The following is a 26,961-nucleotide window of genomic DNA, read 5'->3' as shown; positions in this document are numbered from 1 at the left end:
TGCTAGATTAGCATGTCACCCAGTGGCAGGACATTACAATTGTTCGTTCGACCCAAGTCCTACTTGCTGCTCGCTCCACGTCCAGAATCGTTCAGCTACAGCATCGTCTGTGGCGTGGGCTTGCAATTTCTGTTCCTTCTGCTGGTAGAAGTACTTTCCGGTCACTCCTGCAACTTCGGGACTGGTTGCTAAGTAGATTGCCGTTTTTGCCCCCTCTTCGGGGGTAAGAAAGAACGGGAGCTTGCCCACAAAAGCCATAATACGGGTACCAAAACCCGTGTTCCGATCCACACCAATACTTGTGCCAACCGCACCGGGGTGCAGGCAGTTCACTGTTATTCGGCTATCGGCTACTTTGCGAGCCAGAATCCGAGTGAACAACACATTGGCAAGTTTGGACTGGGCATAGCCCTTGATCGGGTTATACCTTTTATGTAAATGCGGGTCTTCAAAGTGAATCTTGCCTGCTTTGTAGGCACCGGATGATACATTTATAATCCGTCCCTGCTGCGCACGCCGCAAAGGTGGGATCAGCAGAAGTGTCAACAGGAAATGACCCAAATGGTTAATTCCAATACTTTGCTCAAAACCATCTGAGGTCTCCTTGCGCTTTACCATAACTACGCCAGCATTATTTATTAGCACATCCAGCGTGTCAAAACGTTCATTAAACGAATGGGCAAACCGCCGAATGCTGTCCAATGAACCGAGATCACACAGCATCAGTTCGATCGTAGTGGAACCAGACTGACGAAGCGCTTCCTGAAGCGCCTGTTGTCCACGCTGCTCACTGCGGCACGCCATGATCACATGATAACCTTTTCGCGCAAGCTCTATTGTGGTCGCTAGCCCCATACCGGAGTTCGCTCCCGTTACAATCGCGATTGGATTCTTCTTATGATCGGCGTTGGGATAGAGCATTGTATTGGACATTGAATCGGTCTCTGGTGTGGACATGGTATTGGAGATTATGTTGGACATCATAACACTTCCCTTCTTAAACTGCGGCTTGAATGAGTATGGACTTAAATGAGTACGGATTGACTTTTTGAGCCAATGAAGACAATGTGAGATAATAGAAGTGTGTGTTCACAAAGGCTGGTTCACACCAACCTCAAGAAGTATCACATCTGATCCTATAGGGAGGCTATGACTTATGCTAACCAAACAAGACTTCAAAAAACTGAAAAAAGAAGCTAAGCATGAGATCAAATGGATTGAACAGGAGTATGAACAGCTCCAGCAAAAGGATGCTTCAAGCCAGCTTAAGAAACATGACCTATGGGACGAGGAAGAGATCCATCGACTGACTTATGATCGTAAGGATCGAAAGTATGCTTCGTGGACGATTGAACTATGCTCCATCATTGAACAATGGTTACTTCGCCTCTATGAACAAACCTATCAAAAATCATTCAATTCGGTTCAACTTATGAAAACTCCTGCATACCGCTCTTTATCTAATATCGAGATTCTTCAAGCAGAATTGAAAAGCCAACACATTGCTGTGAAACCAGGGACAGAGAATGATGACGAACTAACCAAGGTATTCAAAGCAAGAAACAAACTAATTCATTCCAACTTTTCCTTCGCCTCCATCGTTGAGCAGAATACCAATGCGGAACAAACGCTAGCGTGGATTTTGAATACCGTTAAACAATACAGAAAACACTTAAAGTACGAAATCCCCGTTCTTAGTCATGCGAAGGAATAAACTCACTACCAACATGACATTCCGACTGTGTACATTTTCGGTACTGAATATAAGTAACATACTAACTAGGGAGGTGCTCCGGAACGAATCCGGTAACGAATATGAATACACAACCTATTAATATCACTATTCTTCATCTCAACATTCCTACACCCACTGGTAACAGTCCGATCCATCCCGTCATGTTGCGCGATGAAGATGGGATTACACTGGTGGATACAGGCATGATTGGACAGTTTGCTGAATTGCAATCTGCACTCGAAGATGCGGGTGCGAAGCTTCATGAGCTTAAACGTATTATTATCACACATCAGGATATTGACCATATCGGTAATCTCGGTGCGCTGGTCGAAGCTGTACCTGACGTCGAAATCTGGGCACATGCCGATGAAATCCCCTATCTTCAAGGGAAGCTTCCACTGATTAAGTTTACCCCTGAACGTAGAGCCATGCTAGCCCCACCTACATTGGAGCTAGCTGAGCAACTGCTCTCCGAGCTTCCTACGCTCCCCATCGCTCGCATTCTGGAAGATGGGGACATGTTGCCCTTACAAGGAGGCATCCAAGTCATTCATACACCTGGTCATACTCCTGGACATATCTGCTTGTACTTCCGTGAGAAGCAGTTTCTACTCGCAGCCGATGAGCTTCGTGTAGTTGATGACGAATTGGTAGGTCCTGCTCCTCCGGCAACACCGGACATGCCCGAGGCACTGCGCAGCCTGAAACGATTAATCGGCTTGAAAATCGATACCGTCCTGTGTTACCACGGTGGTGAATACACCCAAGCCGCAAGTGAACGAGTGGCTGAACTCGCTGAGCTTGGTGAATAAGTTAACGGATACAGACAGTACATCGTCATACAGACGATGACTTATTACCTGTAATGGCATCTCTACAGAGATGCCATTATGAATGAAGGGGCTGTCCCATAAGTCATGAATATGACGGGGGACAGCCCCTTTAGCTTTATTTTGATGTAATGAATCTGACACACGCTATTCGCTCCCACTTCCCCAGATCTGAGACCTAATGAATTACAGAGGCGTTATTTCGTCAATTCTATCGATTTTTCAGGGTTTGATGCCGTTTCAGAACGAAATAGCATTACTGTGGTTCGTTAAATCTTACATACGTACATAATCCACCTATTAAGATGTGGTAGGTTCGTTAGCGCTTGGAGCGAAGAGGAACTCTTTATGAGTTAGCCCCTTTCTTGCGTAATTTTGCTTATTGAATATGTGGGTCGTAGTAACTTAAGTTTGAAACCTAGCAAGCCAATACAATATCGGGTTACTTCGCTTGATCCTGCGGGGTAAGCACGATGAGCTTATCATCACCATCACGTGGGGAGCCACGACCATCCCGATTGTTTGTTAGTACATAGATTTGTCCATCTGCTCCAGTCGTTACATTCCGAATGCGTCCCCATTCATCTTCAAAAATAGGTTCAACCTGATCGACTTGCGTTCCGTCCTCGGATAGCGTGACCTTCAATAGTTGTTCTCCGCGCAGATTGGCCGCAATTAAGGAACCCGCCCAAGGCCCTTCCTCAATATAAGCAATACCCGAGGGAGCCCAAGTATCATCGCCACTGTGCGCGAGTGGTGCAACATAATCGCTGTTCTGATGTTCATCTCCCTCAACTTCAGGCCAGCCATAATTAGCGCCCGCTTCAATTCGATTGATCTCATCATTATTCCGCTGACCATGCTCCGTCGCATAGAGATAGCCGTTAGTCGGATTCCACGCAAGACCCTGTGCATTACGATGTCCCATACTATATACAGGAGAATTAGGCCAAGGGTTATCCTCCGGGATCGAACCATCCAGACCAATTCGCAATATTTTACCGCCAATGCTACTCTCATCCTGTGCCAATTCAGGCTCATACCGATCACCTGTTGTGATATAGAGTAGATTGTCTGAACCAATCTTAATACGTCCACCGTTATGATTCACACCGCCAGGGATATCACCAAGCAATTCCTTATCAATGACTGCTGTCCCATCACTCACCTTCAAGCGTAATACACGATTGGCAATGTTATCGCCTTCAATGTACGAATGATAGGCATACAGATAACCGTTATCCTCAAACTCCGGGTCAGCAGCAAGCCCTAATAGTCCACCCTCGCCTTCCTCATTAAACGGTGCAGTAAATTCAATCAATGGCTCAGACAATAATTCGCCATCCTCAATGACCCGAATTGTACCTGGACGCTCAGTTACAAACATACGGCCATCGGATACTTCAACGAGTTCCCATGGCGCATTAAGCCCTTCCACTAGAACTGAAGTTTCATAAGGAATAACTGCATTCTCCTGCGCTTCATTTTCATTGTTCTCTACGCTAGTAGTACCGCCATTAGCTGTCTGTCCCTGACCTCCGCCTGCGCCCTGAGACATTGGCTGCGATCCTGCGGAGCCATCACCCGAAGCACACGCAGTCAATAACGCAACGCTTAATAGCGAAGCATATAGAGGAACGCTTAATCGATTATTCATGTATACCTCTCCCTTCGAATTGGAATGAATGGATATGCGTTCATATTTAATGGAGTTACGGATATTCACACAACCATGACCGTACACTCTACGACGTCAGACATAACAAGGTTTCGCCCTGTATTACCCGTTACCCGCCCCACTATGTACTCAAACGAAAAAACCGCCCTAATCCTCATTATTTAGAGATAGTCCGATTTCCTTACTTTCTTCTATATAAATGTTCTCATATACGCGTGCCTATGGAATTGGGAAGATTTAATTTATAATAGATTAGATGATATAGACAATTGAAAGGTGGACGTACCTATGACGAACCAAACACCCTTATCCCGCTTAGAAGCTAGCCTCTCTGTGCAAGGACTGGATGCCACGCTGATCACAGATCCTAAACATATCTACTACTTAACAGGATTCGCAAGTAATCCGCATGAACGTTTCCTTGGACTCGTACTCGCACGCGGCGAAGAACCTCTTCTGATTGTACCTGCGCTAGATGCAGATGCTGCAGCTGCTGCTTCCTCCGTTTCCAACATCGCAACACATACCGATACGGACAATCCATACGCGCTATTGGAGCGTTACCAAGGACGTCTTGGACGAATTGGTCTGGAAAAAGAATACGTTACCGTCGCACGTTATGAGCAGTTAACCGCTGCTTTGGGTGGTACCCATTATGAAGATGTTGGCCCTCTGCTGCGTTCCCTACGCGTGAAAAAGACACCAGATGAGATCGCTCGCATTCGTCATGCTATTCATCTAATTGAGGAAGTTCTACGCCAGGGGCTTTCCCACGTTCGTACAGGTGTAACCGAGATTGAACTCGTTGCCGAGATGGAATATCAGATGAAGAAGCTGGGTGCAGACGGCCCTTCCTTCGACACGATGGTGCTCACTGGACCACAAACAGGATTGCCCCACGGTACGCCGGGTGAACGCAAGCTTCAACATGGTGATCTGTTGATGTTTGATATGGGTGTATATGCTGGTGGGTATGCTTCCGACATTACTCGTACGTTTGCATTTGGAGACATTTCTCCTGAGCTGCGCACGATCTATAATACGGTACTGGCAGCGAATGAGGCAGCCATTCGAGCAGTCAAGCCTGGCGTGACCTGTGCAGAGATTGACCGCGCTGCTCGCCAAGTTACGGAAGATGCTGGCTACGGCGAACGCTTCATGCACCGTGTTGGTCATGGACTTGGCATTGATGTTCACGAATATCCATCATTACATGGTCAGAATACAGATCTCTTGCAAGAAGGGACCGTATTCACTATTGAACCGGGTATTTATGTAACTGGAGCTGGCGGCGTGCGTATTGAGGATGATGTACTCGTAACAGAAACGGGTGTAGAAGTACTGACTTCATATCCTAAAGAACTGCAAATTCTCACAGACTAAGATTCCTTATTCATCACTTCATCTCAGAAACTGTTGTATTGGTATCGTACAAGACGATTCTTCATCCTATTAGAAGCTTGGCGGCGCTATCTCAAACGCTACAGTACTTCATCATATAGGAACCTTCGTGCTGTGCAGTATCGGCACCTAACTATACAAAAATGTCCCGCAAGTCCATGATGACATGGCTCTGCGGGACATTTTCAGTTTCATTTATGAATACTTTTCACTTACCTCTAGTAACCATCTGCACGTAAATAAATAGTATTCGAATCTAAGACTCATCCTTAAATTTAAAATTACGTGCAGCATACAGGAACGGCGTTCCCACTGCAGTCAGTACAAATTTAATCACATAAGTCGTTAGGAATATCTCAATCCACACATCCCATGGATAGATGAATGCAAACGCAATCGCAGTGAACACTAACGTATCCACAAATGAACTGATAATGGAGCTTCCGTTCGTACGAATCCACAGCTGATTACGACCAGGTGTGATTTTACGTAACCAAGAGTACAAGCGTACATCCAGGAATTGACTAATAAAGTAAGCTGACAGGCTTCCCAGTGCAAGACGTGGCAATAGCCCGAATAAAGCTTCCATCGGCTTCTGGGCAAAGTCTGTAGACGCTGGATCAAAGTACAACACCATCTGCATGAGTACTGTGGTCATAATTAACGTAAAGAAACCGAACCATACAGCTTTGCGCGCCTCTCCTGAACCGTACTTCTCGTTAAGCAAGTCACTGGTAAGGTATAGACTTACATACATCGTGTTGCCTAGTGTCAACACGATCCCCATAATATCTATCGTTTTGGTCACCTGAATGTTGGCAATAACCGTTGCCACACCAATCCAGGCATAGAGACCTTTTTTACCGAACAAGCGATAACATAACAAAAAGAAACCATAAGTGACGAGAACGAATAACGCTCCCCACCCTAAATTAAACATACATACACTGCCTTCCTAGTTTTGATTACGCGGGATGGTTACGAACCGCGGTCTGGCACAGAGCCAAAACATGATTACTCTATCATATTTCCTTCTTATTGAACAGCACTAAATTGCACCAAGTCTGTAATGCTCTCAAATCAAAACCATGGTGTACCTTCTGGCGCGATGTACCTCTAACAACATTTCCAATTAAAAAACCGTCCTCCGGATGAGCCGAAGGACGGTTTATCGTAATCTATAGTCGAGATGTTACAACGCACTTTCATTGAAGAGCTATGACAGCCATTCAATAAGAATCTGAAAATATGGATTATGCCTGAGCGGCACCATCCAGATCAGGCGTTGGGTTGCTGAAGGTATCCTGGTCGTTCTCTTTTAACAATTTACTGGAAACGAGACCTGATGTCATTGAACCATTGACGTTCAGTGCTGTACGACCCATGTCGATCAGTGGTTCAACGGAGATCAGCAATCCAGCGAGAGCAACAGGCAGATTCATCGTGGACAACACGATCAGGGAAGCGAAGGTTGCCCCGCCACCTACACCGGCTACGCCGAATGAACTGATCATGACCACAAGGATCAGGGTAATAATGAAGTCCCAGCTAAGCGGATCGATGCCGACCGTAGGAGCAATCATAACGGCGAGCATGGCCGGATAGATCCCGGCGCAGCCGTTTTGACCAATTGTAGCTCCGAAACTTGCCGACAGATTCGCAATACCATCCGAGACGCCCAGTTTCTTCGTTTGTGTCTCTACGTTAAGCGGGATAGCCGCTGCACTGGAACGAGAAGTAAAGGCAAATACCAGTGTTGGCAGAACCTTCTTCACATAAGTGATCGGGTTGAAACCAAACAGAGCAATAATAATTAGATGAATAATGAACATGACGAACAACGCAACGTAGGACGCGACAACAAATTTAATGAGCTTCAATATCTCATCCGGATTGGTTGTCGCTGTGACCTTCGTGATCAATGCCAAAATACCGTACGGCGTCAACCGTAGCACCAGCGTTACAATCCGCATAACTACGGCATACACCGCATTCACCATTCCACGGAACGTTTCAGCCTGCTGTGGTTTTTTGCGATCCAAGCCCAGTACCGCTACACCGATAAATGCAGAGAAAATAACAACCGCCAGTGTAGATGTACGACGTTCACCTGTCATATCTGCGAACGGGTTAGATGGAATAAATTCCAATACCTGCTGCGGAATCGTCTGATCTTTTACATCGACGAGACGTTCCTCCATCCGTTGACCTTGTGCTAGCTCCCGATCTCCTCCCTCAATCTCAATGGAAGTCAGATTAAAGCTCAAGCTTGTTACGATACTCACACTTGCTGCAATTGCAGTTGTAATAAGAAGAATAGCAATGATGGATAAACTCATCTTACCTAGATTTTGTTTACCCTTCAGATTCATAATTGCCGAAATGATCGACACCATGATCAAAGGAATAACGACCATTTGTAGCAAACGAACATAGCCTGAACCGGCAAGGTTAAACCAATCGACTGACTTGGTAATAATATCAGAACCCGATGAATAGATCAGTTGAAGTACAACGCCGTATACTACCCCGATGCCCAAACCTGTAAATACACGCTTCGTAAATGAAATGTGTTTCTTCTGCATCCAGAACAGGACACCCAGAAGAATGAGCATAACCACGACGTTCAAAATGATTAAAAATGTATCCACTACTGTAAATCCTCCTCTTAGTGTGCTTGCCGGTATCCTCCGACTTTATATTTACACATACTGTGTAGATCACTATAACATATAACAAACTATTCCGGTAGGTATTAATTTAATATGTGTAATATGTATGTAAACTAATTGCGCATTTCTGAAAGAAACTGAGCGTTTTATGAAATTTGTTGTATTCAACCTCAGGTTAATTATGTAATATAGGTATATCCGCTTATTCCCAAGTTTTCTCAATGTAAAAAATAGGTCTTTCTTCGTTGATAGATAGGACTGATGAGTACGGAAAAGCGACTATGTTAATGAACTTGACGTGAAAGGATGATTTTATGTTTCGTAATCGCACGGTTGCTGGCAAAATCAGAGGCATGTTGTTCCTCGTATTGCTAGTTGCATCCCTGTTGTTTAGTATTAGTTTTTATGCAGTATCGATGAATATTATTAATAGTTATGTACTCCCGCAATTCGATAAGGTCTTAAACACGTCGATTCAGGATATATACAAAAACATCTCTTCGTCCAAAATTTCGCAAGTCGAAAGCGGTGGAGCTGGCTCCGATGGTGCTGCACTAACGGTTGAATCCTATTTAGCTGAGAAAGCGAAAGAACATAACCTGGATGCAGCTTACGTTGTTTCTCTTCAAGACGGAACTGCCAAAATCGTAATTGCCAACAACGCCTCAGGTATGAAGGCTGGAGACGAAATTGCAGTTGAATCTGCAATGAATACAGCAATCGAGACCAAAGCATTAGCTATTAGTGAAGTTTATTCCGACTCTTTTGGTGTACATAAGGCTGCATTTATACCTGTAGCAGGTAGCAATATGCTCATGGCGGTAAGCATGGATGCACAATTCATCCAGTCCAAGATTGCGCAAATCTTCTGGTTGTGCCTGGGTATCACCGCACTGACCTTTGTACTTGGATGGCTGATCTCAACGAGTATGATTAAGCGAGTTACCCGTCCGATTATTTCACTCGTTCAACATAGTAAACAAATTTCGCAGGGCGATCTAACGACCCAGCTCCAGATTAAAGGTCAAGACGAAATTGCTCAACTCGCGACTAGCTTCCAGACGATGACTCATAATCTCAAAGAAATGATTAGTCGTGTTCTCTCCACCTCCGACGAAGTGGTTGAAGGCTCCAATGATCTGCTCAATCGGGTTGAATCCATGTCCAGTATGGTTAAGAACTCCAGCCAATCTGCCGAAGAAGCCGAGAAAGGCAGTGTAAGCATTGCCACAAGTGCTGCTGAGAATGCAAGAGCTATGGAGGAAATCACCCAGGGAATCATGCATATCGCTTCTTCTTCTGCTGAAGTGTCAGAGCAGATTGGTGAGGCGGCTAGTGAAGCTGTGAACGGTAATCGACTGGCACAGAATGCTGTAGAGCAGATGGAACGTGTAGGTCAGACCGCAAGTGAATCCTTGCGTTATGTCGAAACGATGAATGAACGCTCCATCGCCATCGGTACCATCGTCACTTCCATCTTCGAAATTACGAAACAGATCAATATGTTGTCGCTCAATGCTTCCATTGAAGCTGCACGTGCTGGCGAACATGGTCGTGGATTCGCTGTCGTTGCTGGAGAAGTTCGTAAGCTTGCGGAACAATCCAAGACAGCAACCGAGGAAATCTCGGATTATCTGAATACGATTCGCGAGGATGCCGAGCGTTCTGTTGATGCCATGAACCGGGTAACGCAAGAGATTGGCTCAGGTACTCATGTTGTTCAACAAGCAGGCTCTGCCTTCCAGCAATTGAATGAATTAATTCAGAACGTAAACTTAACGATCCAGACGGTATCAGCTTCCACGCAGCAGGTATCTGCTGGTGCTGAGCAAGTCAGTGCCTCTGTTGAAGAGACGGCACAGATTACGTCCAAATCCCGTCAGAGCATGCAGGAGATTGCTTCCACCGCAGATCTGCAACTGAACGAGATGGATTCCCACTCTGGAACGGTTCGTCATTTGCATGAACAAGCGGTAGAGTTACAGACTGCCATGAAAAAATTCAAAATTAACTAATCAAATGTAGCATTAACCCATCGTTCTATGGTTTGAATCAATACTGAACGTAAAGGGAATGCTCACGATCTTTAAATTGCTGAACTCGGATTCGCAGCTAAATAGGAAAGTCCCCCATACACGGCAAGGTTCCTTTGATGAAGGATCAATGCCCGCATGGGGGACTTTTTTGGGTGTACAAATCCAGTGACCTTATTCTTGTCACTCACAGTCTACTATAGAGTTTGCAGACCCATAATTTCATAGATTCGCTCCAGATCCAGTGCAGAACGCAAGGATTCTGCTACGCGATCAAATTCCATTTCCTTACGCTCACGCACACTGTACGTTTCAAGGAGAGGAGCAAGCCCTTTACTTTCCCGCAAACCGTTAAGCCAGGAACGCCGAAACTGATCGCTTTCAAACAATCCATGTAGATACGTTCCCCACACCTTGCCATCCTGGGTTCCCCAACCTTCATTAAACGACTGCCCCCCTGGATGACGTATTTCAAATAAAGCCGACACACGTTCCGGTTCATGGCATTCCGTAACTCCCATATGAATCTCATATCCTTCAATCGGTAGCGAAGAAGCTGATTGACCAGCCGAATGGGCTCCATCTACTTCCTGGTGTAAACGAATTGGATGTTCCACCTGTACCCAACCCGAAGCTCTAACGGTCTGTTTGTTCTGTAGGAAGGTCGTGGATAGCGGCAGCATGCCCATGCCTCTTGCCTCCTGAACCTGATTCGCCTCAACGGCAAAAGGATCTTGAAGATGCTGACCAAGCATCTGATAGCCTCCGCAGATCCCTACAAGTTGCACATGTTCACGCTCAATATGACGGGCAATCGCTTGCTCCAAGCCTGATTCACGCAAAAATTCCAGATCACCTATGGTGTCCTTTGTCCCGGGTAATAGAATTGCATCTGGTGAACCAAGCTCCTCTGGTGAAGTAACGTACCTGATATTGACGTCTGGTTCCCGAGACAATGCATCGAAATCTGTAAAATTCGAAATCCGCGGATACCGAATCACAGCAAGATCTAATTCCTGTTGACCCGACTTACCATGACGCAGGGAATCCAAAACAACTGAATCTTCAGCTTCAATCTGTATATCTCTTATGTAAGGTAGCACGCCGAGTACTGGAATGCCTGTCCGTTCCTCCAACCAATCCAGCCCTGGCTGTAACAGGGACAGATCGCCCCGAAACTTGTTAATAATGAACCCTTTTACACGCTGTACTTCATGTGGCTCCAACAACTCCAGCGTACCTACAATGGAGGCAAATACGCCGCCGCGATCAATATCAGAGATCAGAATAACCGGTGCATCTGCCCATCCGGCCAGGTTCATATTAACAATATCCCGATCCTTCAGATTAATCTCTGCAGGGCTGCCTGCACCTTCCATTAGTACGACATCATAAGTAGACCGCAGACGATCCAACGCTTCCATCACGGTCTGCTTCGCCTCTGGCAGAAAATGTTGCCGATAGTCTGACGCGCTCATCTGAGCAAAGGGTACGCCGTGCACGACAATCTGGGAGTGCATATCACGAACAGGCTTAATGAGGATTGGATTCATGTCTGTCGTCGCCTCAATACCACAAGCCTCTGCCTGTGCTCCCTGCGCTCTACCTATTTCCTTACCGTCCTCTGTGACATAGGAATTCAGCGCCATATTCTGGGATTTGAACGGTGCAGGTCTGAAGCCGTCCTGTTTAAATATCCGGCATAGAGCCGTCGTTATTACACTTTTCCCTACATCCGATGCGGTTCCTTGCAACATTAGAACTGCCGCTGTTTTCTGTACAGACGCACTGTTCACGATCCATCCCCCAGTCACCGATTATATTTTATATCCAGAAGAATCCTTGCAGGATACTAAGAACTGTAAGCAAGACAGCTTCCAGCAGCTCATTCATCGCGCCATAGGTATCTCCTGTTAATCCGCCTAGCCGTTCACTTATACGTCCAGCAATCCATTTACCTATAACGTAACAAGCAAGTGGAACAACAATTACAGCAATCACAGGATACAGCCACCACGGTAGGGTTATTAGACTGTTCCCGATATGTAACCCCTCTACGACTGGCAACTCCGGCTGGAAAAGCATTCCGACTGCTAGAGTGATTACACCTACGAGAACAGTAAGTCCAATTGCATTGCTCCGTGCACGCTGAACTTCTCGCCGCTCACCCAATCCTTTAAACAAAACAGCTAGTCCGTCATCCCCTCGCGCATTGGGCCATGCCGAGATGGCATAGACCATGAACCATCGGCTCCAGATCATCGGTAAGATCAGTAGTGCTCCATACATCCAGTTCGCACGTGCGATGAAATCTGCAATGAGAGCCGCCTTCATCATTAACAGAAGAACGCAGGCTATCACTCCCATGGCACCCACGCGGCTATCCTTCATGATCTCTAACATTCGCTCACGAGAGCGATAACTGAGCAGACCATCCGCTGTATCCATCCAGCCATCCAGATGCAACCCTCCGGTCAACCAGACCCAGAGGGTCAGCGTTAATACCGCTGCTGGAAACGAGGGTAAAAGCACACCCGAAACAGCCGCTCCAAGCCAGACAGTTAACCCTATTGCGGCACCGACAAGGGGATAATAAACCACGCTTTCACGTAGCAATGGGGGGACAAAATCAATCTGCATCTTAACCGGGAAACGTGACAAAAATTGAAAAGCTGCCGCTGCTGGCTGTTTTCTCCCATCGTTTGTGCGGTCACTCATAAACGGTACTCCTTGCTCTTTAATTCAATCGCAATCCCCACCGTAACTAGAAATACTTCCCCGCAAATCGCTGCAATCCGCTGATTCAATATGCCTGCAAGATCACGATATCTTCGTCCAAGAGCATATTCAGGAACGATCCCATCCCCTACTTCATTGGTTACAAGCACAAGTAGTCCCGGATATGACTTAACAGCCGATACGAGCGCATCCATATGTCCCTGTATGACATGCGCAGGATCATGTTCATGGGCAAGTAAAATATTGGTCAACCATAACGTCAGGCAATCCACCAATACGGTAGGAGCTGACATCCCCGTATGAGAGGCTCCCATACGTGTGATCCATTCAGGCAATGCCAGTGGTTCCTCTACCGTATGCCACAGGTATCCCGCTTCTTCACGTCCCTGCTGATGCATGCGGATTCGCTCACGCATCTCGTCATCATAGGCTTGAGCTGTAGCCACATACCAAGCCTCTGAGGAGCGTTGCATGCATAGACGCTCAGCAAACGAGCTTTTGCCACTTCGCGCCCCTCCGGTTACAAGCACACTCATGAAGAAACCTCTCCTTGAGACGAGCCATGGGATACACCTGCACTGGCAAAGGTCGCCATCTCATTAAGAATACGGCAAGCCGCATCGATGAGATGAAGACTGAGCACGCCTCCTGTCCCTTCACCCAGCCGCATATTCAGATCGAGCATTGGCTTCAGATCCATCTCACGAAGCAGTGCTGCATGTCCACTTTCATCAGATGTATGGGAAGCAATCATATAAGCTGTGCTGGCTGGAGCAAGTTGTCTTGCAATCAATGCTGCCGCTGTTGAGATAAACCCATCAATCACCACTGGGCATCCATTCGCAGAAGCAGCAAGAATTACACCCGTTAATCCGGCAATTTCTAACCCACCAACCTTACTGAGAACATCCAGCGCATCCTCCGCATGGGGAGCATTTAGACTTAGAGCTTGGCTTACTACCGTTGCCTTGCGCTGTAGCCCAACATCATCAATCCCCGTTCCGCGTCCAACAGCCGAAGCCGGTGATATTCCCGTTAAAGCACACATGACAGCAGCACTTGCCGTTGTATTACCAATTCCCATTTCTCCAGTTACAAATATCTGCGTTCCTCTGTCCACTTCTGACGTGACCACTTCGGCGCCAACCAGGATTGCTTGGATCGCTTCGTCCCGAGTCATCGCCGGACCTTTCGCCATGTTAGCTGTGCCTTTGCGGACTTTGCGGGAGATGAGCTCGGGATGTTCTAGATCAGCATTTACTCCAATATCTACACAGAGCACATCTGCCCCAGCATGCCGGGCAAGCACGTTAACGGCCGCTCCGCCCGCTAGAAAATTAAGAACCATCTGTGGTGTTACCTCAGCAGGGAATGCACTGACACCTTCGGCAACTACACCATGGTCTGCTGCCATCACGATCACCGCTCGACGTTCCAAGCAAGGACGACTCTGTCCCGTAATACCTGCTAGACGAATAACGAGTTCCTCCAGTTTGCCAAGACTGCCTGGTGGCTTCGTGAGGATATCCACATGAGCTGCAGCTTCTGCCGCGACCTGCTCATGAGGACCAGTGATTCGACGTATTAACTGCTCCAACACCTGTTCATTACGCATACAACTAGCACTTCCTTCATCAATATGTGGGTATATACCCCGATCAATTCTTTGGCTCTTCATGCTCCCGGCGCAGCAGCAACTGGGGAATGCCATGGTCTGGATGCTTCACCATCGCAGGGTTTACCTGGAAAATCCCTCGAATATGTTCCTCGGTCATCAGTGCATGAGGGGTTCCAGAGCCAGCACTTTCGCCTTCTTTCAAAGCCAGAATATGATCACAAAATTGCGCAGCTAGGTTCAGATCGTGAAGCACTGCCACAATCGTAATTCGATTTCTTTGACGCCATGTCGATAATAACTCCATAAATTGCAATTGATAACGGATATCCAGAAACGTTGTGGGCTCGTCTAACAAAAGAATGCTCGGTTCCTGTGCCATCACTTTAGCAAGGGCTACCCGCTGACGTTGTCCTCCACTGAGTGCATCCAGAGGACGATCCGCAAGCTCGGATAGACCTAATTCCTCTAGCACACGATCAACGATCTTCTCACCGTCTCCAGAATCACGGCCAAGCCAGTTTTGGTAAGGATAACGCCCCATTTCCACAACATCTCTTACGGGATATGAGATTGCAGGCAGTCCATCCTGCTGCAGAACAGCAATCATACGAGACAGATCCTTCCGGCTATACGAAGTGATGTTCCTGCCATTCAGTCGAATACTTCCCTCACTAACCGACTCCGTGCCAGCCAATAGTTGCAACAAGGTTGATTTGCCACTTCCATTAGGACCTAGAACACCCCACCAATCGCCTTCTGCGATCTGCCAGCTCACACCATTTAACGCCTGATGCTCACCATACCGTTTACCTGCCCCATCTACCTCAATCAAAGGTTTACTGATGTCGCGCTGAACATTGCTCGGATCTGCCTGTTTTCCCGTATAGTCAAGTTCATTCCGATTGGCATGCACCATTGGGTTCATGTCTTTACTCATGGCATCATCCCTTTACGAAGCTTCTTATTTCTGTGCAAAAGATAGGCGAAGAACGGCGCACCAACAAATGCGGTAACCACGCCCAGCGGAATTTCAGTTGGCGCCAATACCGTACGAGCGATCGTATCTGCCCACACCATGAAGATGGCTCCGCCAATTGCAGATAGTGGAACCAGCAGGCGATAATCAGGCCCTACGATCAGTCGAAGAATATGCGGAATCACAAGTCCTACAAATCCGATGACACCTGACACTGATACAGCTCCTGCCGTGAGCAGCGTGCCAACCGCCAGCACCGATAGCTTCAACCCATCCACCTGCACTCCAATGTGAGCCGCCTGCCGCTCTCCCAGAGCAAGCACATTCAACGAACGTGCACGACTCCAGAGAAAGATCAGACCAAGCAGAAAATATGGGAAAAGGATGGCCGTATACGACCACCCACGCAGTGCCAGACTTCCCATCGTCCAGTATATAATTTCATTAATCGTCTGTTTCGACATGGTCGATAGGAAGGAGACAACTGCTCCTAGGAAACTTTGCATGACCACGCCCGCCAAAATCAGGCTATGTGTTGGTATTTTTCGACCCTCACGAGCCAGTGCCAATACGAACCATAGCGTCAACACGCCGGTTAGAAACGCAACCAAAGGCAAGGTCCAGATTCCGATTAATGCATATTGTAATCCGAAGAAAATCAGAAACGCTGCACCCACCGATGCACCAGATGATACGCCTAACGTAAACGGATCTGCAAGAGGGTTACGAAGCACCCCTTGGAAGCCAGCACCCGCTATTGCTAGAGAGGCGCCCACGAGCACGGCAAGCAGTACGCGCGGGAATCGCACCTTCCATATAATCTGTTCTGCTGCTGTGCTCCAATCGGGAGTAATCCAATCCCCAATCCACGGAATGTGATGCAACAGAATACCTGCAATGTCACGGACAGGCAAGGATACTGAACCAATGCCCGTGCAGATCAGCACCGTCAACACAAGTAGTCCTATCCCAGCCGTCCCGTACACCGCTAGCTTTTTACTCATTGGAACAGATCAGGGTAGATCGCTTTAGCTACGGCTTTCAGACCTTCGGTTACCCGTGGTCCTGGACGGCTAAGTAGGTTGGCATCTAGACCGATAACCGCATCGTCTTTTACCGCAGTAATCTGATCCCAGCCGCTACGAGCTTTGATAATTTGATCCAGTGTTTTGGAATTCTCATCAATGACATCATTGGCATACAGAATTACATCTGGGTTCGCAGCAATGATATTTTCTTCATTAATTTCGTTCCAGCCTTGCAAATCAGAAGCAACATTGTTTCCTCCAGCAAGTGTGATCAGCTCATCCATGAACTCACCCTTACCCACTGTCCAGCCCGGGGAAAATTCAACATATACGTTCTTCTTCTCTTCCGGTTTAACCGCGTTCACCGCTTCAGTAACATCTGTTACATCTTGCTTCATCTTCGCGATGATCTCTTGTGCTTTTTCCTGTGTATCTGTAATTTGACCAAATGTCTCAATGTTGTTCGCTACATCATCTACTGATTTTGGATCAGTCTTGAAAATAACAATCCCCAGGTCACGGAATTTCTTCACCGCTTCTTCGTTCATAGAAATACCTGTGAATACGATGTCTGCATCCGCTGCAATGATAGACTCTTCATTTGGTTTAGATACACCGCCCATTTTGGGCTTCGTTGTAGCTGCTTCAGGGTAATCATCAAAATCAGATACACCTACGATCTGCTCGTCCAAACCAAGGGCGAACAACGACTCTGTCTCCGCTGGAGATACAGATACAATTTTGGCTGGTGCTTTTTCAAACGTAAACGTTTCACCCGTTGCATCTGTAACCGTAATTGGATATTGCGTCTTGAGATCCGTTGCTGTCTGTTCTTGACTCTGTTCCTGTGCAGGTTGCTGTGATGCTCCTGCCCCCTCATTCGTTGTTGCATTGCCACATCCAGCCAAAGCCAGTGCTAGTGCCGCTGCACTAAGCAGGGACGCTACGCTTTTCCAATTCTTGATACTCATTGTGTTCATTCTCCCCTTCTCTATCTGTTCTATTAATCCTGTGTCGTGCTCAAAAACTAAATGCCCAAGTCTTGATGTTCCTGTATAAGGTTGAACTTCAACATTTACACGTTATCGGAGAGGGAAGAACCAATATTGGAACAATAAAAATCCCCAATCCTTACAACAGGATCAGGGATAACGTCTCGCATATGGCGTGCTCTACGCATGATGAATCACCTGCGCTGTTCATACACAGAACACTGCCCGAAACGCTGTCCTTTCCTCGAAGGAACACCGGTCTATACGTCCAGGGCAGGTAACCTGACTTACAGGATTATTCCTGATTCACAGTGGCGGGACCGTGCCGGATTTACACCAGCTTCCCTATTTCATCCGTTTGCGTACATGGTATGAATACACATAACCATGCAACTCCAATGCATACGGAACCCTTGGTCGCTTATGATCTAAACATTCAATTGAGCATATTAGTTGTATACGTATGGTTGAGCATCTAATCCTTGATTAGACCCATCAGACCCCTACGCATCGTCACACGTCTGTTGTGATTATAGGTTATATTGTACAACCTTACAAGCCGATTCAAGGAAATGCAACCTGGCTTCCTACCCACCCGCTCGCCCCGTAATCCAGTCTGACCTTAATGGCTTGGCCTGGAATAACCTGCGTATCCCAGAAGTTCAGATCAGGGATTAGGCGAGATATCGCATATCGGATCACACCGCCATGTGTCACGATACCCATCTGAGGTACATCAACCGTTACTGGTTCGGACAATGCATCGTGCAACAAGCAGGTATTCAGAAAAGAATCAATCCTTGCAGTAAATGCCTGCCATGACTCCCCCTTCGGTGGTGTCACGTTCTGTGGATCATCAATCCAATTTCGATATTGCTGAATGTGTTGGAGTTGATCATACGTCTTCCCCTCCCACTCTCCAAAATCAATCTCTCTGAGACGTGCATCTAGATGTGCCTGTTCACGCTGCAAGGGAGTGACGCTTGTGAGGGTCTGCTGACAGCGAAGTAAATCACTGGAGTACAGCTTGCTCCAACTGAGGTTGCGAAGCTGTTCCCTAAGCAGAGCAAGCTCTTGCTTCGCTTCAGGCAGGAGGCCGATATCCGTATGCCCTAGATATCTTTTTTCCTGATTCCATAACGTTGTCCCATGACGGATAAAAATGAGATCACACGAAAGCGGGGCATTTTCTATATTGCTAATTACCATAATAGTGTACCTCCAGCCAACCAGACGGCAATTGAAACGAGTACACATAGTATTACAAATGAACCTGCCGACCAGAACATGAGGCGGGTCGTGCGCACAATATCCTCTGCACCCATTAAGCGGGTCGGTTCTCCCATATATGCCCGAAAAGACGAGACTCCATGATACACGTTATGCCCCCCCAGTCTGATCCCGAGCGCACCTGCAACGGCAGACTCAGGAAAGCCGCTATTTGGGCTCGGATGCAGTCTTGCATCTCGGGATACCATCTGTGCTGCGCTTCTTGCATCTAGCTTCATAACCCATGCTCCACTAATCAATAATAAAGCTGTGATTCGAGCTGGAATCCAGTTAGCCCAATCATCCAGACGGGCGGATGCCCAACCGAGATTCAGATATTTATCGTTTTTATAACCGACCATAGAATCCAGTGTGTTTACGGCTCGATACGCCATCGCAAGTGGTGCTCCGCCAATAAGGGCATAGAACAAAGGAGACACGATTGCATCCACAATATTCTCAGCTACCGTCTCCACCGTTCCCCTTACGATCTCAGGTTCATCTAGATGCGCTGTATCCCGTCCTACAATCATGCCAAGAGCGCGCCTCGCCGCTGGAAGATCCCCCTGAATGAGATGACGATATACGTCCATCCCTGCGTCCTTTAATCCTTTGGAAGCAATCGTTGTCGCAATCAATATGACCTCAGCGATCACCGCAACTATCGGATGAATAAGTGCAAGGAGATAGATCAATCCCCAAGTCATGGCAAAAGAACCACCTGCAATCAGGAGCGGAAACCAGATTCCCGCTTTTTTGAGCCCTTGATTGGAAGTGACACGAGATCGTATGGTTCGCTCCAGTGCAGAAATGGCTTTCCCCATACCGATGACTGGATGAGGTATCCATCTCGGATCTCCGATACAACGATCTAATATGTATGCTGCGACGATGATCCAAGCTCCTGTCAGCCCGATCCAAAATGACGAAGAAAACCATTGATTCATTGCAAGTATCATGATTTGTTGTTCCTCCCGCTCCATTGCCGTCCGGCCTGCAAACTTTCCGTGATCGTATCATAGACAAGTCTGCCAATCACTGAACCTAGAACGGTGGCGGTTCCTGCATAGGTTAGAAGCGGCTTGTGCTGATCCTGACTCACCGCAAGCACGATGGCATCTGTGGTGGTTCCAGTAGCGGTTAGACCATTCTCCGAATCCTTCACGCCAACATCAGCCAGTGCAGCAGCCTTCGCTTCCACTGCTGTCTGTATCGCATTCACCATGGCTCCATTCGTCAAGCGACCGTTATACCACAACATCATATTAATGGTACCGGGTGTGTACGCTCCATCCAGCTTCTGGACAGCATTAGTTCGGTTCCCCATCGCATCGAATACCACTCTTGGTGAACCGGCGCGTGCAGCATTCGATACGCCTGCCGTTGTACAGCATAGAAGCCCAAAGTCGGGGCTCGCGTACTCTTGAATCGAGGTATGTTCCAGACGGACGGCTGTCAGCAGACCGGTACACGTATCCTCTCGTTCCTTCCACTCACGGAGTAGGCACTGTATATCGCGCGGAGGATCATCACAGCGATAATGCTTATCTACATAAATGTTAAATATCCGATCCAGTTCAACCATGCCCCCGCCATAAACTGCACTTGAGATCGCAGTAGCTACAGAGGGAATGCTTGCTTTTACATATCGTTCTTGTGCGCTAATTGTCAATCCCGGCCATACAGAAGAAACGTATTCACCAGGATAACGATAGGTTTGTCTCCCCTTCGACTCTTCCTCAAGAAACGGTAAGGTCATCGTTCAAGCCACCTTCCTTTACGTGAGGAATGTCCTGAGGATGACTCTGAGAGATATGCTGAGGGTTACTCTGAGCAATTACACTTTGCATCACGCTCAGCAAACGCCCATTGGCATCCGCATCCTTCACCGCAAACCGAACATGTCGTTCGCCTAGCCCAGGATACATGGCACAGCTGCGAATGAGAATACCACGCTCTCCCAGTGCTGCCTGCATTACGGTCGCTGACCACGGTTCCGGCAGACAAGCCAATATGAAGTTAGCTTCTCCGCGCGTAACCTGACAACCACAAGCCTCCAGCCCCTCAGTCAATAATTTCCGTTCCCGAGACACATAAGCCAGCGTTTCCTGTTCGAAGTTCTCCCCATCTTGGAGGCAGGCTTCCCCAGCAATCAGCGCTAACCCATTGACACTCCAAGTGACTTGCTTCGCAGTCATGGCTTGTATTAGTTCAGGTCGTGCCATCGCATAACCTAGGCGTAGTCCCGGAATTGCGTAAAACTTCGTCATCGAACGGATGATGATAACCTGCGGATACTCGTTTAATCGAGGTGCAAGGGACTGCCGTCGAGCTTCAGGGATAAAGTCCATGAAAGCTTCATCAATCACTAGGATTGTGTCCGTTCTTTCTGCTGAGCGAGCCAGACGATGAAGCACCTCTACCGAATATTGAACTCCGTTGGGATTGTTGGGCTGCCCTAGAAACAATAGATCCACTTGATCCATAAGCCTCTCAATATCCGCTACCTCTGCTCGCCAGTCCATTGCTTCACGTCCGTACACATGAAGAACCTCAGCTCCAAATTGCCTAGCTAACGCACTATACTCCGAAAAGCCTGGCTCCACCGTACCTACAGTGCGTGGCGCAAGACCCAGTAGGATCAAGGCCATGCTCTCCGCTGCGCCATTTCCAACAGAGATCTGATCAGGCTGTACACCAAGATACTCGCTAAGTCGTGCTTTGAAGGCTCTGTGCCCTGGATCAGGATAGCGCAAGATGGTTTGTAATCCCTGTTCCAATGCATGTAATACGTTCTGAGGTGGCCCCATCGGGTTAATGTTTGCGCTAAAATCGAGAAAATCAGCCGGATTGCCCCCGAAACGGGAGGCCGCTGTCTCCACATCACCACCATGTCCGAATACTTCTATCATACCGGTCATTCTGTCCGTCATCCTTTCTGCATGTCCATTTTATTATGGAGTCGATCACAGGTTGGGGTCAATCTTGTTTTGTCTATGCTTGGCTGAATTCGTGGACTTGTCTAATTTCTTTGTGTCATTAGGGCAATTCGTTTACAATAGAGAAGGAATTTCAGTTTCATGAACGTCAGTTCGGTGAATCTAATTTCTACGAATCAAACACTACATAAGGGATTTCTATCCCTCACATACATTAATGGAGGAATGACCATGTTGTTTGTTGATAACCAGGGTATCACAGATCCTTCCGTAAACCTCGCCATTGAGGAATACATTCTGAAGCATCTGCCGATGGATGACAGCTACCTGCTGTTCTACATCAACCGCCCATCCATTATTATTGGTAAGCATCAGAACACCATTGAAGAGATTAATATCGAATATGTTCAGGAGAATGGAGTTCAGGTCGTACGCCGTTTATCCGGAGGTGGCGCAGTCTATCACGATCTGGGCAACCTCAATTTCAGCTTCATTACGAAGGATGACGGTCAGTCCTTCCACAACTTCCGCAAGTTCACTCAACCAGTAGTTGAGGCACTGCAAGAGCTTGGAGTCAATGCCGAATTGACTGGGCGGAACGATCTGCAAGTGGGAGAAAAGAAAATTTCGGGTAATGCCCAGTTTTCCACACGTGGTCGCATGTTCAGCCATGGTACATTGATGTTTGATCTTAACCTGGATCATGTACAAGCATCACTGAACGTGAACCCTGAGAAATTCAAATCCAAAAGCACCAAGTCTGTGCGCAGCCGGGTTGCTAACATTCGTGAACTGATTGATAGCAACATGACCATTGAACAATTCCGCGACGAGTTGCTCCGTCATATCTTCCGTATGGAGCCCCAAGATGTGCCTCAATACGAACTCACTGAGAAGGATTGGGACAAGATCAAAGAAATCTCTGCTGAGCGTTACAGCAATTGGGATTGGAACTATGGGTTGTCTCCAGAAAGCAATGTGAAGCACACACGTAAATTCCCTGTCGGCATCATCGATCTGCGGATGAACATTAAAGATGGACGGATTGAAGATCTGAAAATCTTCGGTGACTTCTTCGGTGTGGGTGATGTAGCCGATATCGAGGATATGCTGCGTGGCAAACGTTACGAAGAATCCGAGGTGCGCACAGCACTGCAAGATTTGGATGTGAAACATTACTTCGGCAACCTGGAGCTGGAGGACTTTATCGGCCTGATTTTCCTGGAAGAATAGACTTTCATTCTTGCTACACGATACACATAAGTTCAACTAAACTTTTTATACGATAACGGAGAGGACAGAAATAACGTGAAGAAGCGAAGCGCTCGCCTTTATCCCCGGATTTTCCCTTTAAGAGAGGGAATTCAAAAAAAATCTGGGGATAACAGCGATCGGAAGGTTGTTCTGTCATCGAAGTGGCTAGTATAAACATTCTTTAGTTGAACATACACAGATAAATAAAGGAGAGAAACGACATGACTTACAAACTAATTGCAATCGATATTGATGACACACTCATTAACGACAACAAAGAAGTAACACCTGCAACCCAAGCTGCTCTGGAGCAAGCCGTTGCACACGGTGCTGTAGTTACACTGGCAACTGGTCGTGCTTACGCTTCCGCACAGGCACTTGCTCGCCAAACGAAGCTGAACGTGCCGATCATTACATACCAAGGAGCTTTGGTGAAAAACTTGCTGGACGAGAATGTTCTGTACGAGCGCTATGTTCCGCAGGAAGCTTCCCGCAAATTGTATGACTACTGCTTGGAGCACAACCTTCATCTACAAACGTACATTGACGACAAATTGTATGCCCGTGAAGAGAATGACAAATTGCGTGATTACGCGAAATTGAACGGTACACAGTACTATATTGAATCCGACTTCATCAAAGTGATTGAGCAGCAAACACCAAAACTGCTTATCATCGACGAGCCAGATTATCTGGATAAGGTAGCTGTTGACCTGCGCGAGCTGCTTGGACCTGAAGTGCATATTACGAAATCCAAGCCTTACTTCCTCGAAATCATGCATCGTGAAGGAACAAAAGGACATGCCCTTACCTTCCTAGCTGATCATTTCGGTGTTGAGTTGTCTGAATGCATCGCCATCGGTGATTCCTGGAATGACCATGAGATGCTTGAGGCCGCTGGTCTTGGTGTTGCGATGGGTAATGCCATCCCAGCATTGAAAGAGATCGCAGACTATATCACACTTAGCAATAACGAAGATGGTGTGAAGCAGGTTATTGAGAAATTTGTACTGAATGCGGAGTAATGGACACGCTACTGTCCAATCAAATCTATTCTAGAATTTGATTGTCACATCACGAAAGAGCCCAGATTGCACCTAAAATGTGCGCATTGGGCTCTTTCTTCTATGAGAAGCTTATTTTATTTGTAAAACACTGCGGTAGTGATCACTTGATTAGAATTTAAAATTTCTGATGGACGAATGTATGTAAGAGGATCTACGCTTGTTCCTCCCCAAATCAATTCTTTCCCTGCACCATAAAAATATGCTTGCCAAACAAATTTAGAACAATAGCTTGCCGTAATGTTACTTGGAACGGGATTAAAGCTGTAAGATTGCACTTTACCGATATTATTTTTTGCCCAATTGGCAGCTGCTACAGGGTTCCCATTTCGAACCCGTAGAACTGTAAATTTATCGCCAGGATCAAAGTTATTTATATAAGAAAACAAACCCTGTATCCGCCCTGGCCCATATGGGTGCACATGGTATACATTCAAATCAGTCCCTACAATTCCAATATGCCCAACAAAAAAAGTAGAAACTGACTTAGGGCTATGAATAATATCCCCCGCTTGAACTTTTATACTTGTCCCAGGATATGTTGGCCCAATTTCTGCAAAAGGAGAAACCTGTTCGTTCTCAGACTCCATCTCAGTTATTTCCACATTGTTAAATGAAGTTCTGGCTTCTAATGATTCAACACTTTCCGCACTTGCCGATGAATGAGACCCAATAAATGAAAACAGAAGTGTAACAAGAAATACTCCTAAAATACATCTAAATCTCGACACGACAGCATCTCCTTTTATATGAATTATTTCCATATTAATCTATTATTTTACACGAGTCAATTTATATTGTATTATTTATCCAAAGGAGATGAGTCGATGAATATTAGCAAACCGAAACTCGTTCTGTCCCTACTTATCACGTTAGTAGCGCTTGTCTCTCTGTACCTTTGGAATTACCAACGGACGATGGAACTTAAAGTTGAAGCGTATTTACTCTCGTCCAAAAAATATAGTCACGAAGATATCCAACAAATCGATACTCATTTTGGTAAAGCACCACTCGTCAGCACAGAAGTTATTTTTAAGAATGAGCCTCTTGCTCGTTACTTCTACAAAGAGGAGAACGGACAAATCTATCAATATAGCAGCGCACCTGTAAAAGGCGTAGACCCCGATTTCACGTATCGGCATCTCGATCCGATTAGCCCTTAAACGTTTGGAACGAATAGGGTTGTTGATCTAACTCTAATGAGTCTGCAAGCATCATTTCACCATCAACAGGAAAATATATGTAGTTTAGATAATAAATCCAAAATTCTTTTCTCCATATTCATCTATGCAGAAGAAAAAACTCCCATCACCGGAAGCCGTAGACGTTCGTAATCTACAACCTCCTATAATGAGAGTTAGCAACTATATTGCCCCAAGAAAACTCCAACGTAATTAAGAGAAACATACTCTTACTTACTCTTGCTTTCGATTATTACGTTTCCCGGGTACCATACTGCTCATTAAATTCACGGTCTCGCTCACGTATCTCACTCATGACACCCTTCACAGAGAAGATCGATTTGGGCAAGAGCAAAAATACCCCGATCAAAAACAATACGATAGATACGATAAACGCGATCAAGCCTCCGCTATCATACATCGCTTGTAAATACTTCCCCCACTGCGTTGAATAGGTCATTACAGATGGGAGGTATATCAACGTTGAGATATGCACGATCCCATATAAAATGATGCCTGCAAATACCAAGGCTACACCTATTGCCTGCCTGTTCAAATCCTCTCACCTCGTTTGCCAGAAATCCACTCCTATCATTGTACACCAATTTATGGATTTTCGGCTAACGTATTGCTGCTTCTTCTACTTTTGAACCAACCCGTGACTTTGTCATTCATGAATAATAATCCAGACACAATAAGTACTACACCGATCCAAGTCATCCAGCTTACATGCTCATTATAGACAATCGCGCCAAGACCAACCGCAATCGGTGGTGAGATGTACAGCCAGGTTGCTGGGAACAACGGGTTGGTTCGTGACATGATCCAGTAGAACAGGCTATGCCCTACCATCGAACCAATGACCGTCAGATAGATCAATGAGGTAATGGCAGGTGTCCAGTCCATAACGGACATGTTCCATGACTCTGTGAAGGCTGATAATACAAACAGCAATAGCCCCCCATACATCATCTGAACAGCATTAATCGCCACCGGGTCACTTTCCTTGAACTGGTTAATCACCTTTTTGGAATATAACGCTCCTGCGGAGTAACACACTTCCCCAATCAAAATGACGATACAGCCCCATAACCACAGTGGACTGCCTCCTATTGTTACACCAGGCATAACGACAAATATAACGCCAACAAAACCGATCAGACAACCTGTAATCATGCGAGCAGACGTCTTCTGCCTTAACAAAACTGTTTGCATTACCATAATCATAATCGGGCCTGTCGCTGATAAAATAGCACCTACACCTGAACTTACATATTGTTCAGCCCAGTATAGAGCCGCAAACGTGCCAAAAGTGAGTCCTGCGCCGGTGAGCAGCATTTCTTTGCGCCACAACAAGGACATCTTGACCCGTCCTTTCATCAGCATCCAGGCAAACATCAACGCGCCTGCAATCATAAAGCGTAAGCCCGCAGACAGAAATGGCGGCAGACCCGCTTCAACTCCAATTTTAATCGCTAGAAACGTCGTTCCAAATACAAGACACATTATTGCAAATGCTGCTCCAATCATGCTAGCCCCTCCTTCATCTGTT

General features: G+C 46.6%; 25 protein-coding genes and 1 riboswitch. Of the genes, 7 read left to right on the top strand and 18 right to left on the bottom strand.

The window, feature by feature from the left end; all coding sequences use genetic code 11:
• Positions 1-33: 33 nt before the first annotated feature.
• On the bottom strand, positions 34-921 hold the full coding sequence (locus J2T19_RS09465) for an SDR family oxidoreductase (RefSeq protein ID WP_307215333.1): 888 nt from the start codon (positions 919-921) through the stop codon (positions 34-36).
• A gap of 235 nt (positions 922-1,156) precedes the next feature.
• Here J2T19_RS09465 and J2T19_RS09460 point away from each other — a divergent pair, with 235 nt between their 5' ends.
• Positions 1,157-1,714, top strand: coding sequence for a hypothetical protein (locus J2T19_RS09460; RefSeq protein WP_307215029.1), 558 nt, complete (start codon positions 1,157-1,159; stop codon positions 1,712-1,714).
• A gap of 101 nt (positions 1,715-1,815) precedes the next feature.
• Positions 1,816-2,547, top strand: coding sequence for an MBL fold metallo-hydrolase (locus J2T19_RS09455; RefSeq protein ID WP_307215027.1), 732 nt, complete (start codon positions 1,816-1,818; stop codon positions 2,545-2,547).
• 460 nt (positions 2,548-3,007) lie between these two features.
• On the opposite strand, the gene J2T19_RS09450 is transcribed toward J2T19_RS09455, so the two are convergent.
• Positions 3,008-4,222 carry a PQQ-dependent sugar dehydrogenase gene (locus J2T19_RS09450; RefSeq protein ID WP_307215025.1) on the bottom strand — a complete coding sequence of 405 codons (1,215 nt, stop codon included), beginning with the start codon at positions 4,220-4,222 and terminating at the stop codon, positions 3,008-3,010.
• A 309-nt stretch (positions 4,223-4,531) separates the two neighbouring features.
• Here J2T19_RS09450 and J2T19_RS09445 point away from each other — a divergent pair, with 309 nt between their 5' ends.
• Positions 4,532-5,626 carry a M24 family metallopeptidase gene (locus J2T19_RS09445; RefSeq protein WP_307215023.1) on the top strand — a complete coding sequence of 365 codons (1,095 nt, stop codon included), beginning with the start codon at positions 4,532-4,534 and terminating at the stop codon, positions 5,624-5,626.
• Between the two features lie 274 nt (positions 5,627-5,900).
• On the opposite strand, the gene J2T19_RS09440 is transcribed toward J2T19_RS09445, so the two are convergent.
• Both J2T19_RS09440 and J2T19_RS09435 read right to left on the bottom strand, forming a co-directional pair.
• The gene (locus tag J2T19_RS09440; protein ID WP_128100820.1) at positions 5,901-6,584 is read right to left on the bottom strand and encodes a queuosine precursor transporter; all 684 of its coding nucleotides are present in this window, start codon (positions 6,582-6,584) and stop codon (positions 5,901-5,903) included.
• Between the two features lie 313 nt (positions 6,585-6,897).
• Positions 6,898-8,295 (bottom strand): L-cystine transporter, encoded by a 1,398-nt coding sequence (locus J2T19_RS09435; protein WP_307215020.1) that lies wholly within the window; start codon positions 8,293-8,295, stop codon positions 6,898-6,900.
• Positions 8,296-8,630: 335 nt separating this feature from the next.
• Here J2T19_RS09435 and J2T19_RS09430 point away from each other — a divergent pair, with 335 nt between their 5' ends.
• Positions 8,631-10,331, top strand: coding sequence for a methyl-accepting chemotaxis protein (locus tag J2T19_RS09430; protein ID WP_307215018.1), 1,701 nt, complete (start codon positions 8,631-8,633; stop codon positions 10,329-10,331).
• Positions 10,332-10,546: 215 nt separating this feature from the next.
• Here the strand turns inward: J2T19_RS09430 and J2T19_RS09425 are convergent, their stop codons facing one another.
• The 11 genes from J2T19_RS09425 to cobD all read right to left on the bottom strand — a co-directional run bounded on the left by J2T19_RS09425 (position 10,547) and on the right by cobD (position 21,883).
• The gene (locus tag J2T19_RS09425) at positions 10,547-12,106 is read right to left on the bottom strand and encodes a cobyric acid synthase (RefSeq protein ID WP_307215331.1); all 1,560 of its coding nucleotides are present in this window, start codon (positions 12,104-12,106) and stop codon (positions 10,547-10,549) included.
• Positions 12,107-12,173: 67 nt separating this feature from the next.
• Entirely contained in the window at positions 12,174-13,067 is an 894-nt protein-coding gene (gene cobS / locus J2T19_RS09420) for an adenosylcobinamide-GDP ribazoletransferase (protein ID WP_307215016.1), read from the bottom strand.
• A complete protein-coding gene (cobU, locus tag J2T19_RS09415; protein WP_307215014.1) occupies positions 13,064-13,624 on the bottom strand; it encodes a bifunctional adenosylcobinamide kinase/adenosylcobinamide-phosphate guanylyltransferase in 561 nt (186 codons plus the stop codon). The genes cobS and cobU overlap by 4 nt, the downstream gene beginning before the upstream one ends.
• Positions 13,621-14,703, bottom strand: a complete 1,083-nt coding sequence (gene cobT, locus J2T19_RS09410; RefSeq protein ID WP_307215329.1) for a nicotinate-nucleotide--dimethylbenzimidazole phosphoribosyltransferase — start codon at positions 14,701-14,703, stop codon at positions 13,621-13,623. The genes cobU and cobT overlap by 4 nt, the downstream gene beginning before the upstream one ends.
• 43 nt (positions 14,704-14,746) lie before the next feature.
• Positions 14,747-15,643, bottom strand: a complete 897-nt coding sequence (locus J2T19_RS09405; protein ID WP_307215012.1) for an ABC transporter ATP-binding protein — start codon at positions 15,641-15,643, stop codon at positions 14,747-14,749.
• Positions 15,640-16,686: a FecCD family ABC transporter permease gene (locus J2T19_RS09400; protein ID WP_056699428.1), complete on the bottom strand. Its 1,047-nt coding sequence runs from the start codon at positions 16,684-16,686 to the stop codon at positions 15,640-15,642. The genes J2T19_RS09405 and J2T19_RS09400 overlap by 4 nt, the downstream gene beginning before the upstream one ends.
• Positions 16,683-17,681 carry an ABC transporter substrate-binding protein gene (locus J2T19_RS09395; RefSeq protein ID WP_307215009.1) on the bottom strand — a complete coding sequence of 333 codons (999 nt, stop codon included), beginning with the start codon at positions 17,679-17,681 and terminating at the stop codon, positions 16,683-16,685. Before J2T19_RS09395 ends, J2T19_RS09400 begins: the two co-directional genes overlap by 4 nt.
• Before the next feature lie 276 nt (positions 17,682-17,957).
• A riboswitch (cobalamin riboswitch) is annotated at positions 17,958-18,107 on the bottom strand.
• 159 nt (positions 18,108-18,266) lie between these two features.
• A complete protein-coding gene (locus J2T19_RS09390) occupies positions 18,267-18,911 on the bottom strand; it encodes a histidine phosphatase family protein (protein ID WP_307215007.1) in 645 nt (214 codons plus the stop codon).
• Positions 18,905-19,918, bottom strand: a complete 1,014-nt coding sequence (gene cbiB / locus J2T19_RS09385; protein WP_370874844.1) for an adenosylcobinamide-phosphate synthase CbiB — start codon at positions 19,916-19,918, stop codon at positions 18,905-18,907. The genes J2T19_RS09390 and cbiB overlap by 7 nt, the downstream gene beginning before the upstream one ends.
• 8 nt (positions 19,919-19,926) lie before the next feature.
• Positions 19,927-20,730: an adenosylcobinamide amidohydrolase gene (locus J2T19_RS09380; RefSeq protein WP_307215005.1), complete on the bottom strand. Its 804-nt coding sequence runs from the start codon at positions 20,728-20,730 to the stop codon at positions 19,927-19,929.
• Complete coding sequence (cobD, locus tag J2T19_RS09375) at positions 20,711-21,883, bottom strand: threonine-phosphate decarboxylase CobD (protein WP_307215325.1); 1,173 nt, start codon at positions 21,881-21,883, stop codon at positions 20,711-20,713. Before cobD ends, J2T19_RS09380 begins: the two co-directional genes overlap by 20 nt.
• A gap of 258 nt (positions 21,884-22,141) precedes the next feature.
• Between cobD and lplA the strand changes: the two genes are divergently transcribed.
• Both lplA and J2T19_RS09365 read left to right on the top strand, forming a co-directional pair.
• On the top strand, positions 22,142-23,143 hold the full coding sequence (lplA, locus tag J2T19_RS09370) for a lipoate--protein ligase (RefSeq protein ID WP_239289977.1): 1,002 nt from the start codon (positions 22,142-22,144) through the stop codon (positions 23,141-23,143).
• Between the two features lie 242 nt (positions 23,144-23,385).
• Positions 23,386-24,189, top strand: coding sequence for a Cof-type HAD-IIB family hydrolase (locus J2T19_RS09365; protein ID WP_128100809.1), 804 nt, complete (start codon positions 23,386-23,388; stop codon positions 24,187-24,189).
• A gap of 116 nt (positions 24,190-24,305) precedes the next feature.
• Here the strand turns inward: J2T19_RS09365 and J2T19_RS09360 are convergent, their stop codons facing one another.
• Positions 24,306-24,959, bottom strand: a complete 654-nt coding sequence (locus J2T19_RS09360; protein ID WP_307215002.1) for a C40 family peptidase — start codon at positions 24,957-24,959, stop codon at positions 24,306-24,308.
• 96 nt (positions 24,960-25,055) lie between these two features.
• Between J2T19_RS09360 and J2T19_RS09355 the strand changes: the two genes are divergently transcribed.
• The gene (locus tag J2T19_RS09355) at positions 25,056-25,391 is read left to right on the top strand and encodes a DUF3139 domain-containing protein (RefSeq protein WP_307215000.1); all 336 of its coding nucleotides are present in this window, start codon (positions 25,056-25,058) and stop codon (positions 25,389-25,391) included.
• A 271-nt stretch (positions 25,392-25,662) separates the two neighbouring features.
• On the opposite strand, the gene J2T19_RS09350 is transcribed toward J2T19_RS09355, so the two are convergent.
• Both J2T19_RS09350 and J2T19_RS09345 read right to left on the bottom strand, forming a co-directional pair.
• Positions 25,663-25,965, bottom strand: coding sequence for a hypothetical protein (locus J2T19_RS09350; protein ID WP_307214998.1), 303 nt, complete (start codon positions 25,963-25,965; stop codon positions 25,663-25,665).
• Positions 25,966-26,015: 50 nt separating this feature from the next.
• Positions 26,016-26,939 (bottom strand): DMT family transporter, encoded by a 924-nt coding sequence (locus tag J2T19_RS09345; protein WP_307214996.1) that lies wholly within the window; start codon positions 26,937-26,939, stop codon positions 26,016-26,018.
• Between the last annotated feature and the right edge of the window lie 22 nt (positions 26,940-26,961).

The sequence above is a fragment of the Paenibacillus tundrae genome (genome assembly GCF_030812775.1).
Taxonomy (GTDB): Bacteria; Bacillota; Bacilli; order Paenibacillales; family Paenibacillaceae; genus Paenibacillus; species Paenibacillus tundrae_A.
This window is presented reverse-complemented; position numbering and strand designations above follow the sequence as displayed.